10 protein-coding genes are annotated in these 15,513 nt (G+C 68.4%); 2 read left to right on the top strand and 8 right to left on the bottom strand.

Annotation, left to right across the window (positions count from 1 at the left end):
• Positions 1–60 precede the first annotated feature (60 nt).
• Both YM304_RS19615 and YM304_RS19610 read left to right on the top strand, forming a co-directional pair.
• Positions 61–4,899 carry an Ig-like domain-containing protein gene (locus tag YM304_RS19615; RefSeq protein WP_015443475.1) on the top strand — a complete coding sequence of 1,613 codons (4,839 nt, stop codon included), beginning with the start codon at positions 61–63 and terminating at the stop codon, positions 4,897–4,899.
• A gap of 280 nt (positions 4,900–5,179) precedes the next feature.
• Positions 5,180–5,656, top strand: coding sequence for a hypothetical protein (locus YM304_RS19610; protein ID WP_154723566.1), 477 nt, complete (start codon positions 5,180–5,182; stop codon positions 5,654–5,656).
• A gap of 159 nt (positions 5,657–5,815) precedes the next feature.
• Here YM304_RS19610 and YM304_RS19605 read toward each other — a convergent pair whose 3' ends face one another.
• The 8 genes from YM304_RS19605 to YM304_RS19565 all read right to left on the bottom strand — a co-directional run bounded on the left by YM304_RS19605 (position 5,816) and on the right by YM304_RS19565 (position 15,470).
• A complete protein-coding gene (locus tag YM304_RS19605; RefSeq protein WP_041298463.1) occupies positions 5,816–6,226 on the bottom strand; it encodes a type II toxin-antitoxin system VapC family toxin in 411 nt (136 codons plus the stop codon).
• Complete coding sequence (locus tag YM304_RS19600; protein ID WP_041298462.1) at positions 6,219–6,473, bottom strand: type II toxin-antitoxin system Phd/YefM family antitoxin; 255 nt, start codon at positions 6,471–6,473, stop codon at positions 6,219–6,221. The genes YM304_RS19605 and YM304_RS19600 overlap by 8 nt, the downstream gene beginning before the upstream one ends.
• Before the next feature lie 82 nt (positions 6,474–6,555).
• Positions 6,556–8,703, bottom strand: a complete 2,148-nt coding sequence (locus YM304_RS19595) for a transglutaminase domain-containing protein (RefSeq protein WP_041298461.1) — start codon at positions 8,701–8,703, stop codon at positions 6,556–6,558.
• The gene (locus tag YM304_RS19590) at positions 8,685–9,806 is read right to left on the bottom strand and encodes a DUF58 domain-containing protein (protein WP_015443469.1); all 1,122 of its coding nucleotides are present in this window, start codon (positions 9,804–9,806) and stop codon (positions 8,685–8,687) included. The genes YM304_RS19595 and YM304_RS19590 overlap by 19 nt, the downstream gene beginning before the upstream one ends.
• 13 nt (positions 9,807–9,819) lie before the next feature.
• Positions 9,820–10,770, bottom strand: coding sequence for an AAA family ATPase (locus tag YM304_RS19585; protein ID WP_015443468.1), 951 nt, complete (start codon positions 10,768–10,770; stop codon positions 9,820–9,822).
• Between the two features lie 46 nt (positions 10,771–10,816).
• Positions 10,817–11,644 carry a Cof-type HAD-IIB family hydrolase gene (locus YM304_RS19580; RefSeq protein WP_015443467.1) on the bottom strand — a complete coding sequence of 276 codons (828 nt, stop codon included), beginning with the start codon at positions 11,642–11,644 and terminating at the stop codon, positions 10,817–10,819.
• Positions 11,645–11,646: 2 nt separating this feature from the next.
• A complete protein-coding gene (locus YM304_RS23230) occupies positions 11,647–12,408 on the bottom strand; it encodes an SWIM zinc finger family protein (protein ID WP_015443466.1) in 762 nt (253 codons plus the stop codon).
• Positions 12,405–15,470: a DEAD/DEAH box helicase gene (locus YM304_RS19565; RefSeq protein WP_083908492.1), complete on the bottom strand. Its 3,066-nt coding sequence runs from the start codon at positions 15,468–15,470 to the stop codon at positions 12,405–12,407. Before YM304_RS19565 ends, YM304_RS23230 begins: the two co-directional genes overlap by 4 nt.
• Positions 15,471–15,513 lie beyond the last annotated feature (43 nt).

Here is a 15,513-nt window from a genome sequence, read left to right as displayed (position 1 = left end):
CCATCCGCCTACCCCGCTGCCAGTTCAAGCCACACCGCCCGGCGTAGCGTTGAGGGCGCCATGCCCATGACGTCGACGCCGAGCACTGTCACCTGGAAACAGGTCGTGGCCGCGATGGTGGCCACCGTGATGTGCTTGAGCGCGCTCGTGGTGGTGTTCCGCTCCGACGGTCTGCCGGCGGTCGACGCCGCATCGTCGCGAGCCACACGCTGGTTCGTTCACGAACCGAGTGGTCGTGCCGTGCTGGTCGACGGTTTCGGCGGCCGTGCACTCGCCAGTCGAGAGGCCGGTGTGCCCGGCGACGATCTCTTCGTCGCGGAAGGTGGTGGACAGGCCTACCTGCTCAACGACACCACCGGCGAAGTCCGCTCGATCGACACCGCCGAACTCCGCCTCGGCCCGCCGCAGGGACTGGCCTCGCTCGGCTCAGGGCTCGCCATCGCCCGCTCGGGAGCATCGGGACTGCTCGTCGCGAACCCGCTCGCCGGTGAGGCCACGCTGTCGCCGGCCGGCGCCGACTCCGTCGAGATCGCGTTCGACGCCGACCAGATCGCCGGCGTCGAGACCTTCGGCACCATCGCCCTCGGACCCGACGGATCGGTCTGGACCCTCGTCGACGGCACCCTCGATCGCGCCACGTCGGCATCGACCACCTCGGAGGACCTCGGCATCGCCGGCGGTCCCGACGGCGGATCGCTGTCGCTCGTCGGCAACCTGCCGCTCGTCCTCGACCGGGAAGGACGCCGTGTGCGTCTCGGCGGCGGCTCCTGGCAGGAGTTGCCCACGCAGATCGACGGCAGCGAGATCGTGCTGCAGCAGCCCGGACCGCAGCACTCGTGCGGCTGGGTCGGCGCCGACGACGACCTCTGGTGTGTGAGCGAAGACGGCATCGAGGTGTCGTCGACCGTGCCCGGCCTCGACGTCGACGGCAGCAGCCTGCTGGGCATCGCCGGCGATGCCGCGGCGCTCGTCCGGCGTGGTCCGACCCAGGTCGTCCAGTTCGACTGGCGCAGCCAGGAGATCCTCGACTCGCAACCGGCCACGGTGCTGAGCGACGCCGTTCTCAATGTCACCGTCACGACCGACATCGTGTGGGTCGACGACACCAACGGTGATTTCGTGTGGACGGTGCACCCGTGGGGCATCCAGCGGGTCAACAAGAACGATGCATCGCTGCTCGTGCTCGGGGCCGACGGCGACGTCGTGCAAGACGGCGATTCGGCCAAGGGCGACTCGGCCGGCGCCGACGACGGGGTCAGCACCACGCCCGACCTCCTCGAAGCCGACAACAACGGCACCGACGACCCGCCGCGAGCGGTCGACGACCAGGTCACCGCACGTTCCGGCAACTCGGTGCCGATCGCCGTCACGGCCAACGACTACGACCCCGACGGCGAAGCGATCGCGATCGTCGATGTGGCCACCCCTGGTCATGGCCTCGTCGAGATCGGCACGGCGTCGACCATCGTGTTCACGCCCGACGCCGGCTACGTCGGCCTCGATCAGTTCGAGTACACGATCGCCGACGGCGACGGCACGCGCGCGTCGGCGACGGTCAGCGTCGAGCTCCTGCCGCCCGGCGCGACCAACCAGTCGCCGATCGGTGCGCCCGACACGGCGCAGACCGGTCCCGGTCGCCCGGTCGTGGTCGAGGTGCTGCTCAACGACGTCGACCCGGAGCGCGACTCGTTGCGTATCGACACGTTCCTGCCACCAGCGAGCGGCGGCGATGTCGCCATCGTCGAAGGTCCGTCGGGCGCACCGGCGCTGCAGTTCACCCCGACCAACGGGTTCGAAGGCACCGCGACATTCTCGTACCGGCCGATCGACACGTTCGAGGCCGTCGGCGAAGACGTCGAGGTGCGTGTCGAAGTTGCCCGCCTCGGCGACGACAACCGTCCCCCCGTCGTGCGTCCCGACGCCGTTCGCACGCGTCGCAACACCGAGACGCCGCTCCCGGTGCTCGTCAACGACAAGGATCCCGACGGCGACCCGCTGTCGCTCTCGGTGGTTCGCCCGCTGCCCGACGGCCTCGACGTCGTCGTGCAGGGAGAACAGCTGGGCATCACTGCGCGAGCTGGTGCTGCCGACCAGGTTCCGTTCCAGTACGAGGTCGACGACGGCAACGGCAACGTCGTGCGCGGTGCCGTACTCGTGGTCGTGATCGACGACATCGAACCGAACCGGCCACCCGTCGTCTCCCCCGACATCGAGACCGCGGTCGTGGGTCAGACGATCCTCATCGACGTCACCGCCAACGACTCCGATCCCGACGGTGATCCGCTCGCCGTCGTCGCCACCAGCCAACCCGAGGGCCGGGGGACCGTCGCGTTGGCTGGTCGCAACCAGGTCGAGTTCATTGCGGCCGCGTTCGACGACGAGGAAGAATCCAACGCCCGCTTCACCTACACGGTGTCGGACGGCAACGGTCACGAGGTGGTCGGCGACGTCACGGTGACCGTGTTGGCGCAGGCGCTGCCCGAGCCTCCGTACGCCCAAGACGACTCCACGTTCACCTTCATGAACGAACCGGTCACGATCGACGTGCTGCGCAACGACGGCGACCCCTCGGGTGAACGTCCGACGCTGATCGGCCGACCCGGCTGTCCGGGAGGCGGCGTCGCCACCGTCACCGCCGACAGCCAGGTGCGGTACGACCCGCCGGCGAACGGCACCGGGGCCTACCGGTGCACCTACGAAGTCACCAACACCCAGGGGCTGCGCGACTCGGCGGCCATCATCATCTCGGTTCGCGAACCCGAGGTCACCAACGAGCCGCCGCGAGCCCTCGACGATCTCGTGTTCGTCGAGGTCAACGACTCGATCCCCGTCGACGTGTCGGCGAACGACACCGATCCCGACGGCAGCGACCTCGCGCTCAAGGTGACCTCGTCGACTCGCCCGATCGTCGGCTCCGCCGTGCGCAACGGCAACGTCATCACCTACACCGCCGGTCCCAACGTCGGAACCGCCACGATCGAGTACCAGATCGAAGACGAAGGCGGAGCGATCGCCACCGGCTTCATGCAGGTTCGGATCACCGAGGTGCAGAACCTCGCCCCGGTGGCGCGGATCGACACGCGGACCATTCCCGGTCCGGGCGTGCCGACCACGATCGACCTGCTCGACAACGACAGCGATCCCGACGACACCCCCGGTGGCCTCACCCTCGAAACGGCGTCGCTCACCTCGGGCGGCGGCACCCTGTCGCTGGTCGGTGGTGGAGTGGTCCAGATCAGCCCCGCCCCCGACTTCGTCGGAGCGATCACCGGCGTCTACTCGATCAGCGACGGCGACGGACTCACGTCGTCGTCGTCGTTCACGCTCAATGTGCTCGAACCGATCAACCGCGCACCGCTGGCAGCCGACGACGCTGCCTCGGTGGTCAACGGCGGCTCGGTCACCACCCCCGTGCTGTTCAACGACAGCGATCCCGACGGTGACTCGTTGAGTCTGTCGATCATCGGCGGCCCCGACCCGGCGCTGGGGTCAGCCAGCGTCACCGGCGATCAGAGCATCTCGTTCAGCGCGACCCCCGGCCAGTCGGGCGTGGCGATCGTCAACTACCAGGTCAGCGACGGCGAGCTCACCGACACCGCGTCGTTGCGCATCTCGATCGCCTCGTGCGCTCAATCGGCGCCGACCGCCGGCGACGCATTCCTCGAAACGGGCTACCAACAACCCATCGCCATCAACCTCGCCAACTACGCGAGCAACGGAACCGTCACCGAGGTCAACGGTCCGCCCACGTACCAGAACGGCACGTACACGCCGCCCGCCGGTACCAACGGCAACATCACGATCACCTACGCCGTCGTCAACGACTGCCGTCAGCGGGCCACCGGCACCATCACCGTCGACGTCAACCAGGATCCGGTCGGGCAGAACCAGTCGGTCACCCTCGGACGCGGCGAGGTCCGTGAGATCCCGGTCGGGGCAATCGCCAGCGACGACGAAGGGCTCATCATCTCGGGTTCGAGTGGTGCGCCCGGCTGGGTCACCACGGGGCCCGACCGCGTCGTGATCGCTCCGACGCAGGCCGTCGCCGACGGTGCGTACTCGTGGTCGGTCACGGTCACCGACCCAGGTGGTCTCACGGCCACGGTCGGTCTCACCGCGGTCGTCACCAACGAAGGCCCGCGAGCCGAGCCCGACACGATCGACGTCTCCGGTGGCGCCGCCACGGTCGACATCGTGGCGAACGACTCCGACCCCGACGGCCCCAACAGTGCGCTGCGAGTGCAGTCGGTGCCGTCGAGCATCACGTTCACCAACGGCAGCACGGGGACGGTGGCGTTGCAGCCCGACGGTCGCAGCATCAGAGTGACCCCAGGGTCCGGGCGAGGTCAGGCAACCTTCCAGTACACGATCGTCGACGGGTCGGGCGCGCTGTCGGCAGCGGCGACCGTCACGGTCAACGGTCAGGCGGTCAACCGGCCGCCGGTCGCGATCGACAAGACCGTCTCGGTGCTCGTCGGCATCCCGACGCCGATCCTGCTCGAGGCCAACGATCCCGACGGCGACAGTTTCACGGTCGAGAATCTCAACGATCCGTCCGGCATGGTCGTCCTCGGTCCGATCGGTCTGATCATCGACGTCCTCGCCCTCGAGGTCGGGACGTTCAACGTGACCTTCAACGTGGTCGATTCGCACGGAGCGGTGTCGGGAACCGCCACCGTCACGATCAACGCGTCGTTCCCGTTGGTCACGACCACCACCACGACGACCACGACGACCACGGTCCCCGTCGACACCACGACCACGACGGTGCCGGTCGACACCACCACCACGACCACGTCGAGCACCACGACCACCACGGTCGCGCCGACCACCACGACGACGACCACCACCACGACGGTGGCGCCGACCACGACGGCCCCACCGGATCCCGGCGGCTAGCGCCGGTTCGTTGCCGGTCTCAGCGAGTTGGAGACCGCCGAGGTGTTCGAGGTTGCGCAGGGAACAGTGAAGGCGCGCACCTCGCAACGCGCTCGGTCGGCTCCGACACGTTTTCGATTTCGGCGGATCAGTGGAGGACCGAAGTCGAAGGCTTCGTCGAGCTCGCCGACGCGCTCGGCTTCGTCAACATGGGAACCTGACCCTGGTCCGCGGTGTCGGAACAGACATGGCACCGAAATCGCACGACCGAATCGCCCGACTCACCGCCACGCTCGCGACAGTGATCACTCTCCTGATCTGCGTCAGCGCGCCCGCGTCAGCTGGAGGCTGGGCCGTTGGATCGCTCGACGCCGTCCCGGCACCGTCGGCGGGTGAAACCGTCGAGATCGGTTTCACGATCCTTCAGCACGGCGTCACCCCCGCTGACCTCGCCGACGATGTCGGCATCGAGATCATCGGTACGGACGGCATGGTCAGCTACTTCGCTGCCGAGCAAGACGACACCGTCGGTCATTACACCGCGTCAGTCACGTTCCCGACCACGGCGGGCGAGTACGAATGGAACATCCGCATGGGCTGGTTCGGTCCCCAAGAACTCGGAAGCCTGAACATCGCCCCCGACAACGACTCCACAACGATCACGACGGCGTGGCCGACGGTCAGGTGGATCATGGTGGCGCTCATCGTTGCGCTTGGCGCCGTGGCTGTCTCCAGTCTGGCAATGTCGCGTCGAAACACGCCAGCAGTTTCGTCGTGAGCCGAGTCGGCCAGTGGTCCGCCCCGGCCCCCGCCGAAGCTCGACCCGACGGAGCCCGGGGACCTGATGCGAGCGATCTGGAGCGTGTGGCCGAGCGCCGACGTGCCGATCCAGCCCAGGTCGACCCGCTTCACCGCAAGGGTGATCACGGGCGCGAAGTCAGATGGCGACGACGTCGACCAGCCCGTCCAGCGCCGCGAAGTCGCTGGGGTTCCGCGTGTAGAGCGGGACCTCGACCGAACACGCGATCGCTGCGATCATCAGGTCGACTGCCCGTGCTCCTCGGGCGTTGCCACCGGCAGTCGTGACTGCCGCATAGACCCGCCCATACGCGCGGGCTGCGTCAGCGTCGAACGGCAACGGCGCAAACGCTGCCTCGGTTCGCTGCAGTCGGTCTTGGCGTCTCGCTCGTTCCGCCGGGTCCGTGGTGGCGTGGGGGCCGGCGGCGAGTTCGGCCATGGTGAGCGCGGTCACGGCAACCTCGGCCGGGAGCACGCTGACGTCGATGGTGTCGAGGTCGATGACGACCGACGTGTCGACCACGCCGCGAGCCACGCGCTGGTCAGGCACGCGGTTCGATGCTCTGGTCGGCGACTGCGTCGAGGTCTCGTCGGAACTGTTCGCTGTCGACGCCCGGAGCTGCCTGGAAGAGCTGGGCAATGGATGCTGCCGTCACGAACCGAAGGCGACGAAGTGGAGTGAGTTCACCGACCGGGACGCCGTTGCGGGTGACGACGAAGGACTCGCCCTGGTCGAGGCGGCGCATGATCTCTCCGCTGCCGTTGCGCAGTTCTCGTTGGGTGACCACCTGGCTCATCACGACATCGTAGCACGACGTGCTACAACGGCTCGGAAGGGTTCATCGGGGTACCGATACACCCCGCTCGGGAAGCGGCCGGTCAGACGGGCGAACGGGTCGAGCTGCGCAGGCTCCGAAGGCTGAGTCGCCAACGAATCCGCTGCCAACGCGTTCGTTCGGCTGCGAGCGAGTGCTCGACCTGGCCCAGGCAGGCGTTGGCGTCCTCGGCGAGCAGATCTGGTCGCGCGGGTCGACCGAACGTCGCAGCGCTCGCCAGCACGGCGAGCCGATGCAGTTCGCGATCGGCGGTCGGAGCGAACTCGACGCCGCCATCGGCGATCTCGTTGTTGGTCGCCGCCGGACCGATCGACATGCCGGCGTCGACGAGTTGGTTGGTGGCCACCGTCCACGCGCCGCGGATCCGGGTGTCGGGCGGACCACTCAGGCGTCGGCGTCGACGGCGCCACTTGACGCCCAGAATCAGCGCGACGAGGAGGAGCAGCGGCACGAGCAGCGCACCGACCACCGCCGCGGCCTGGAGACCGACCCGAACGACCGTCGGCAGCGCGTCGTCGTCGGTGGCGATGTCGTCGGCCTCGGTCACCACCGGGTCGTCGGTCGACTCCGGCGGGGGAGCGATCGGAGGTTGCGGCGCGGCCGGAGTCTGGACCTGTTCCTCTGGCGGCTCCTCGGTGGCCTCCGACACCTCCTCGTCGGGAACCGGGTCGAACGCCAGCCACTCGCCATCGACGCTCACCTCGGGCCACACGGCCGCATCGCTCGACGACAACACGATCGACGCGCCGTTGTCATCACGCTCCACACGGTCGGGTGAGACCTCGAAGCCGGTGGCGACTCGGGCATCGACGCCCAGCGATCGAGCGAGCAACACGAACGAGGTCGCGAACTGCTCGCTGTTGCCGCGTCGCGTGTCACGGATGAAGCGGACGATGAGCGTTCGCTGCAGACCGCCACCGGAAGCGACGGGGTCGAGCAGGAAGTCGTTGCGCATCGCCGACTCGATCAACTGGAGCCGGCCGAGCACGTCGGCCGGTGGCGCCCCGTCGGCCTCGTCGGCGATGATGGCCTCGGCGAACTCGGTGAGACCCGACACGGTCTCGTCGAGCTCGCGTGTGCCGATCGATCCCGGCGCCACCGCGGACGGGCGTGGCTCGACCCGCGCGCTGAAGCGCACCTCCTGCCCAGCCGTCGGGCGATCGGCCAAGCGCACGATGGTGCGGTCGGGATCGGTCTCGATCGCAGTGTCGACGGTGATCGCTCCACCGGGCAGCGGAATCAGTTGGAGATCGTCGTCGAGGAAGCTGAGGGTTCCGGAGATCGCGTCGTCGGCGTCGGGAGCGAGGCGGCGACCGATCGGTCGAAGTGTGAGCGCCGGCGCCCACCGTCGCCCGTCGTACGCGACGAGCGCAGCGGTTCGCCAGCGCGCCGGGGCGGCATCCGTCCCATCGATGCGGATCTCGTGAAGGTCGACCGGTGGGTCGATGTTCTGGAGTGCGAGCGTCGCCTCGATCGGATCGAGCAGGGTGAGCGCACTCTCGGGTTGGTCGTTGCGTCGCGGGTCGGCGCGGTCGGCGAAGGCGAGGGGGAGTGCGATCGCTGCCGCGAGTCCGACGGCGATCGCCGTCAGCGGAACGAGCCGACGCTCGCCGGCGAGCAGCGTCCATCGTTCACCCAGACCGAGCTCGGGACGGAACAGGGCGAACACCGCGGCCAGCAGCCCGATGGGCACGAGCCAGTGCAGCCCGACGCCGTTGGGCGCGCTGAGCGCGATGACGAGCACGTGCGCCACCCCCATCGGCATCAGCGGTACGAGGTGCAGCCGACGGAGCCGGGCGAGTTCGGCCGCGACCCACACGAGCGCACCGACACCCATCGCCGTCGTGGCGAGCAGGTCGGGACGAATCGGACTCGGCCAGTCGGTCGAGAGCAGCCGCTGCGGCCCCGACGAGAACGCGACGCGCACGTCGGAGCCGTCGCCGCCGTCGAGCAACGCAGCACCCGCGACACCGCCGACCAGGGCGACCAGACCGCCGACGACGCGCGCCACCGCGTTGCGCTCGAGCAGCGCGAGCGCGACGAGCGCCACGGCCGCCGGAGCGATCAACAGTTCCCAGCGAACCTGGTCGAAGATGTCGCCGGCGGCGATCGCCAGCACCACGCCCATCAGACCGAGCACCACCACACGGAGCCGCAACACACCCATGCCGATCAGCTCCAGGCCCGCCATCGGTTGACGAAGTCGGCGGCGTCGATCGCCGCGAGTGCGATGCCGCTCTGCGCTTCGGCACCCTCGCCGATGCGTACCGTCGCCATCTGTTCGATCGACGGCACGCGGCTCGACGGCCCGGTCGGGCCGGTGACCATCACGATCGACGTGTGGTCGAACCCGTGCGCGAACAACGAGGGAAGCTGCAACAGGTCGTCGCCGTTCGACCGCTGCACCGGCGTGAGCAGATCGAGCACCTGGGCTTCCTCGACGAGCGGCCTGGCGACGCCCGGATACTGGCGGTGCGTGGTGCGCACGACGACGTCGAGGTCGGAGCGCAACGCATGGACCGCCATGGTCGCGGCCACGTCGACCGCTTCCTCGAAGTCGTCGTCGCTGCAGGTGTCGGCGCCGGTGTCGAGCACGATCGTGAACTCGGGGCGCCGCACCTCGACGTTCTCCCTCACCATCAGGGTGCCGGTGCGAGCGGTCGTCGGCCAGTGGATCATGCGGGGGTCGTCACCGGCGACGTACTCGCGCATCGACACGAACCCCGACATCGGGTCGGTCGCCGCCCGTCTGATCACCGACTCGTTCTCGACGACGCGGGCCGTGCCCTGCGGGCCGACGAGGTCGTACACCTTCGGATGCACCGTGACCGAGGTGGGTGTGGCCGCATCACGCTCGTCACGCCACCGTCCGATGGCCAGGTAGAACGGGTCGATACGGACCACGTCGAGTGGACCGACCGGAAAGACGCCGCGACGGCGCGTCGGGATCGTGGCGTGGACGTCGTCGACGCGATCGGGTCCCACCGGGTCGATGGTCATCTCGGTCGTCTGCTCGTCGCACCGATCGATCAACGTCGCCCGCGACGACCGGTACTTCGTGTCGTTGCGAACCCGGTACGTGAGCCGGATCGGGTCGCCGCGCGGCACCCGGATCGTGTCGACCCGGCGCCGCACCTTGGCACGCAGTGGCCGCTGCGCGATCCAGATCGCCATCGTGAGCACCGCAGCGATCGCGACGGCTCCGATGACGAGTTCTTCGTACCCCCACCACCAGCCGAGCGCGGCGAGGACGAGAGCGACGATCAGCGCGCCGAGGCCCGATCGGGTCAGCACAGCGGCGTCGACCTCACCCGCCGCTGGTGCGCGGAACCGGAACGGAGTCGGTGATGTCGGCGAGCAACGACTGAGCGGTCTGCCCGCGCAGCTCGGCCTCGGCGGTCAACTGCACGCGGTGCCCGAACACCGGCCCGACCAACGTCTTCACGTCGTCGGGGGTGACGAAGTCCCGCTCGTCGGTCGCGGCGAATGCCCGAGCGACGCGCAGGAGCGCGAGGGTGCCGCGCGTCGACACCCCGAGGCGCAGATCGGGATGCGATCGAGTCGCGGCGGCGATCGCCACGATGTACTCGTGGACCATGTGCGCCACCGACAACCCGTCGATCTCGGCGATGATCGCATCGAGTTCGGCGGTGTCGGTGACCGGTTCGAGTTCGTCGTCGCGCTGTGTCCGGCTGAACGATTCGAGGATCGACACCTCGGTGTCCTTGTCGGCGTAGCCGAGGCTCAGACGCATCGAGAATCGGTCGAGCTGCACGTCGGGGAGCGGGAACGTGCCCTGGAAGTCGCGAGGGTTCTGCGTGGCGATCACGAAGAACGGTCGGGGGACCGGGCGTGACACGCCGTCGGCGGTGACCTGCCGCTCTTCCATCACCTCGAGCAGCGCCGATTGCGTCTTCGGGCTGCCGCGGTTGATCTCGTCACCGATCATCACGTTGGTGAAGACCGGACCCTCACGGAAGTTGAAGTGACCGCTGCGCTGATCGAACACCATGACGCCCGTGATGTCGGTGGGGAGCAGGTCGGGCGTGAACTGCACACGTTTCCAGGTGCCGGCGATCGAGTTGGCGATCGACTTCGCGAGGAGGGTCTTGCCGGTGCCGGGCACGTCGTCGAGCAGGAGGTGCCCTTCGGTGAGCAGGCAGCACAGCGCGAGCCGGATCTCGGCGCGCTTGCCGCGGATCACCTGATCGATGTTGTCGATGAGCGCATTGACGACAACTGAGGTGTTCCCTGCCACAGCCCGAGTGTAGATGGTGGGCGTCGGGCACCGACGGAGCCTCGATTCAGTCTTGCTGTGCTCTTGACAATCGTTCGAGATACGCGGCGACACCGTGATCGTCGTGGGCGCCGATCACCTCGTCGGCGGCGTCGCGCACGCTCGGGTCGGCGTTCGACACGGCGACCCCCGTGCCCGCCCACTCGATCATGGTGAGATCGTTGAGCTCGTCGCCGATCGCGATCACGTCGGTGCGCGCGACGTCGAGATGGGCGCACAGCCACCGCAGCCCGGCTCGCTTGTCGGTGCTCGCCGGGCCGATCTCGACTGCGTCGGCGCCCATGTGCCCGACCGCGAACGGTTCGTCGGTCGAGCGGGCGTTGACGATCGGTGGGAGCCGTTCGAGCAGTGTGTGCGCGTCGATCTCGGCGTGGAAGGCGAACAGCTTGAATGCGGCCGTGCCGCCGAGTGCCAGGACGTCGGGAATCGGCGCGTCGTGCACCGCGGCGGGCATGCGTTCGGCGAAGCCGGGTTCGTGCGCGAATCCGGCGTCGGTCGCATAGGCGAAGCCGTAGCCGGGCTGCGACGCTCGGATGTCGACGACCATCCGGCGCGCTCGGTCGGCGTCGAAGCTCAGGAGGTGGAGGAGTTCGGGGTCGCCGTGCTCGTCGGCCGGGTACGTCGAGATCAGCGAACCGTTGGTGGCGACGACGTGCGACACGGCGCCGCCGAGCTGATCGACGAACTCCGTGACGAGGTGTGGCGGGCGCCCGGTGGCGATGACGACTCGATGGCCAGCGGTGCTCGCGGCGTGAACCGCGTCGGCGGTACGTGCGGTGAGGCGACCGGAAGCGTCGAGCAGCGTGCCGTCCATGTCGATGGCGATCAGAGCCATGGTCAGTCCCAGTCGATGCGCACGTTGGCGTAGGCGTCGCGCAGCACGGCGGCGAGTTCGGAGCGGCGCGGTGGCCGCGGCTCGACGCGATCGAGCTGCGGGATGTCGGGGAGCGACGCGCCGTCGGGGAGCGACAGGTACTCGGCGATCGGGTCGATCACCGGTTCGGGTTCGGGCACGCGGTCGCGGGCCGATCGCGCCCGGTCGACGCCGTCGCGGACGAGTTCGAGATGACGCTTGCGGCGAGGCGCACGATCGCGATCGACGTCGGTCTCATCGTCGTCGGACCCGTCACCGTCATGGTCGGCCCCGTCACCGATGTCGTTCGGCCACGGTTCGTCGTCGCCGCCCACGTCGGTCGCCTCGTCGACGTCGTTGCCACGCCAGTCGTCGAGCAACACCGGCTCCATGAGGAGTTCGTCGGCGAACGTGAACATGGCGGCGATGACGTGCTTGCACGCGTAGTCGTCCCAGTTGTCGTCGTCGGGGCACGTGCACACGGCCCGCACGTCACGCTTGAGCGGCATGCCGTCGCCCTGGCTCACCTCGAGTTGTGCGATGTACGGGGTCGACCGTGAACCCTGGACCTCGCAGGTGACCACACCGGGTTCGATGACGATGTCGAGCACCGAACCGTCACGGGCGTACTGCTTGCCGCGACGCAGACGCGCCGGGTCGCTCATCTCGGCAGCGAGGACCTTCATCATCGTCGACTGGAGCCGGCCGGGCTGCTGGGCGCCGAACGGTTTGCGCGGTCTGCTCATGATCCGTCGGCCTCCAGTACGACGAGGTCGCGGAGATCGTCGGTCGAGAGTTCGGTCATCCACGAATCGCCCTCGCCGGTACCGATGACCTGCTCGGCGAGCTTGCGCTTGTCGTCGATGACCTGACTGACCTTCTCCTCGATCGTGCCTTCGCACACGAGCTTGTGGACGTTGACCGTCTGGGTCTGGCCGAGTCGCCACGCTCGGTCGGTGGCCTGATCCTCGACGGCGGGGTTCCACCAACGGTCGTAGTGGATGACCTGGCTCGCGGCGGTGAGGTTGAGGCCGGTGCCGCCCGCTTTGAGCGACACGAGCAACAGCGGGGCGCCCGAGCCGTCTTGGAACTCGTCGACCATCTGGTCGCGCTTCGATCGAGACACGCCGCCGTGGAGGAACGGCGCCTGGAACGTGAACTGCTCGGCCACGTGGCGCTGCAGCAGATCGCCCATCTCGCGGAACTGCGTGAAGACGAGCGCCCGCTCACCGTTGTCGAGCAGATCGGTGACCAACTCGTCGAAGCGCGTCAGCTTGCCCGAACGCCCGGCGAGACGAGAGTTGTCTTTGAGCGCGTGCGCGGGGTGGTTGCAGATCTGCTTGAGCCGCATCAACGCGGCGAGCACCAGACCGCGGCGACGCATGCCCGAGGTCTGCTCGGCGTCGTGGAGCAACTGATCGACGACCTGCTGGTACAGCGTCGCCTGCTCGCGTGTGAGCTTGGCGTAGGCGATCTGCTCGATCTTGTCGGGCAGGTCGGGGAGCAGGCGCCGGTCGGCTTTGGTCCGGCGCAGGATGAACGGCCCGGTCACCCGACGAAGGCGAGCGGCGGCGTCGGGATCGTGGTTGCGTTCGATCGGCGACGCATAGGTTTTGCGGAACCGTTCGAGCGAGCCGAGCATGCCGGTGTTGGTGGCGTCGAGGATCGACCACAGCTCGCTGAGCCGGTTCTCGACCGGGGTGCCGGTGAGCGCGAGTTTCTGATCGGCGCGGAGCTGGCGAACCGCTCGCGCCGCCTTGGTGTTCGGGTTCTTCACCATCTGTGCTTCGTCGAGCACGACGGTGGTCCAGTCGATCGCCCCGAGGTGTTCGAGGTCGCGGGGGAGCAGCCCGTAGGTGGTGATGACCAGTTGGCGCTCGGGGTCGACCGCGAACATCTGGTCGGGTCCGTCGTCGCCGACGTTCATCGCGGCGGCGATCGCCTCGATCTGCTGGTTGCGAGCGTTGCCGTGGTGAACGGTGACGTCGAGCTTCGGCGTGAACCGGTTGGCTTCGGTGCGCCAGTTGCGCACGACCGACAGCGGGCACACGACGAGGTGCGGGCCGGGGCGTTCGAGCAGGTGGGCCAACGTGGTGGCGGTCTTGCCGAGGCCCATGTCGTCGGCGAGCACACCGCCGAGACCGAGCTTGGCGAGGAACTGCATCCAGCCGAGCCCGCGCCGTTGGTAGTGACGCAGTTCGCCGACGAAATCGGATGCTTCGACGACCTCCTCGAGTCGCTCGTCGGGCAGGCCGTCGAGCAGATTGCGCATCCAGTCGATCGCGTTGGGGCCGAGGTCGCTGAAGTCGCTGCCGATCTCGGTGCCGTCGACGGTGTCGCCGGTTTCGCGGATCGTGATCGTGGTCTCGTGCTCGGTCGCGTCGTCGTCGTTCGCCAACTGCAGCAGCTCGAGCGGCGTCACCTTGCTCTTGGTGGCCTGGAGGTCACGGACCTTGTCGCGTTTGCGGCGGAGTTCGTCGGCGTTGATGCGCACCCACCGTTCGCCGGTGTGGAGCAGCGTGGCGCCCGCCTCCTCGGCTCGGGTGAGTTCGGCTTCGGAGATCTCCTCGTCACCGACCACGAGTTTCCACTCGACGAGCGCCTCGCGGCCGAACTGCTTCTTGCGATCGTCGGCCGGTGACGGCGTCGCCTCGCCCGTCACGCGCGTCGACTGGCGGATGAGCTTCTCCGGGCCGATCAGGTCGATGCCCAGTTTCTCCAACTCGAACGGAGCAATGTCGATGAAGTCTTCGGCCGCGTCGAGGTCGAGGTCGACCCCGGTGGGTTCGTGTTCGAACGCGAGATCGGCCATGCCGGGAATCACGGGCGCGACACGGGTGACGAGGTCGGCGATCAGGTCGGTGAGCACGTCGAGGTGTTGTTCGCCGCCGGCGACGTCGATCGCCGTCGGGCTGCGCTCCCACACGTCGTTCGCGGTGCACCAGCGCAGCGAGTCGGAGTCGTCGACCAGTTCGATGCGCACCTCCCAGTCGTCGTGTGGGTCGTCGGACATGAGGAGTCGGAGACGGGGGATGAGGACGGGTTCGCCGTTGAGACGTTGGCGATGTCGATCGAGCTCGTCGCGCAGGTGGCCGATCGCCACGTCGAACTCGTCGGTGCCGCCACGCACGACGTGATCGGGCTTCGACAGTGCGCCAAAGGTGGCGCGGAGCGCTTGGATCGGCGGCTTGCGTTGGCGCCCGAGGTCGGCTTTCCACCCGTTGTTGGCGAGCGTCGAGCGGGCGATGCCGTCGACGAGCAGATCGAAGATCTTGTGGGTGTCGTGCCCAGACCCCGCGGTGCACACGTAGGGCTTGGCGGCGTGAAGGGCATCGAGCGTGCCGACGATCGCGGACGGCTCGCCAGGACCATCGCTGAGCGCCGGAACCCACCGGGCCACGGTGAACGGCCCCTCGTCGGTGATGATCGGTGTGACGCGCCCCGTCGACACCGTGCGGCGAGCCAGTTCGGCCATTCGTGCGAACCAGGCGACCGAGTCGGACACGAACTCGGGTTCGTCAGGCAGTTCGGAGAGCCAGACGGCGATGCCGAGCGGATCGAGCTGCACCGACGCGGAGGTGATCGCCGGCTGACCCGGCAGATCGATCGAGATGCGGCCGAGGGCACCGTACGAGATCGGCGAATCGTGCCAGCCCGTCCGCATGCCGTCGGCGCCCACCTTGCGGAACCCGGAGTACATCCAGGCCATCGAGGCCGTGTCGAAGCCGTTCCATCCCCAGATGTGCAGCGCTCCCGAGCGCCACGTGGCCTGCGCCACGTAGGGCGGCCGGTGTCGGGAACGATGCATCACCTGACCACGCTACCGAGAGGGTGTCACGACGTTCCCGCGG

This window comes from Ilumatobacter coccineus YM16-304 (assembly GCF_000348785.1).
Lineage (GTDB): Bacteria > Actinomycetota > Acidimicrobiia > Acidimicrobiales > Ilumatobacteraceae > Ilumatobacter_A > Ilumatobacter_A coccineus.
The sequence above is the reverse complement of the archived record's forward strand: the minus strand, read 5'-3'. Positions and strand labels throughout refer to the sequence as shown.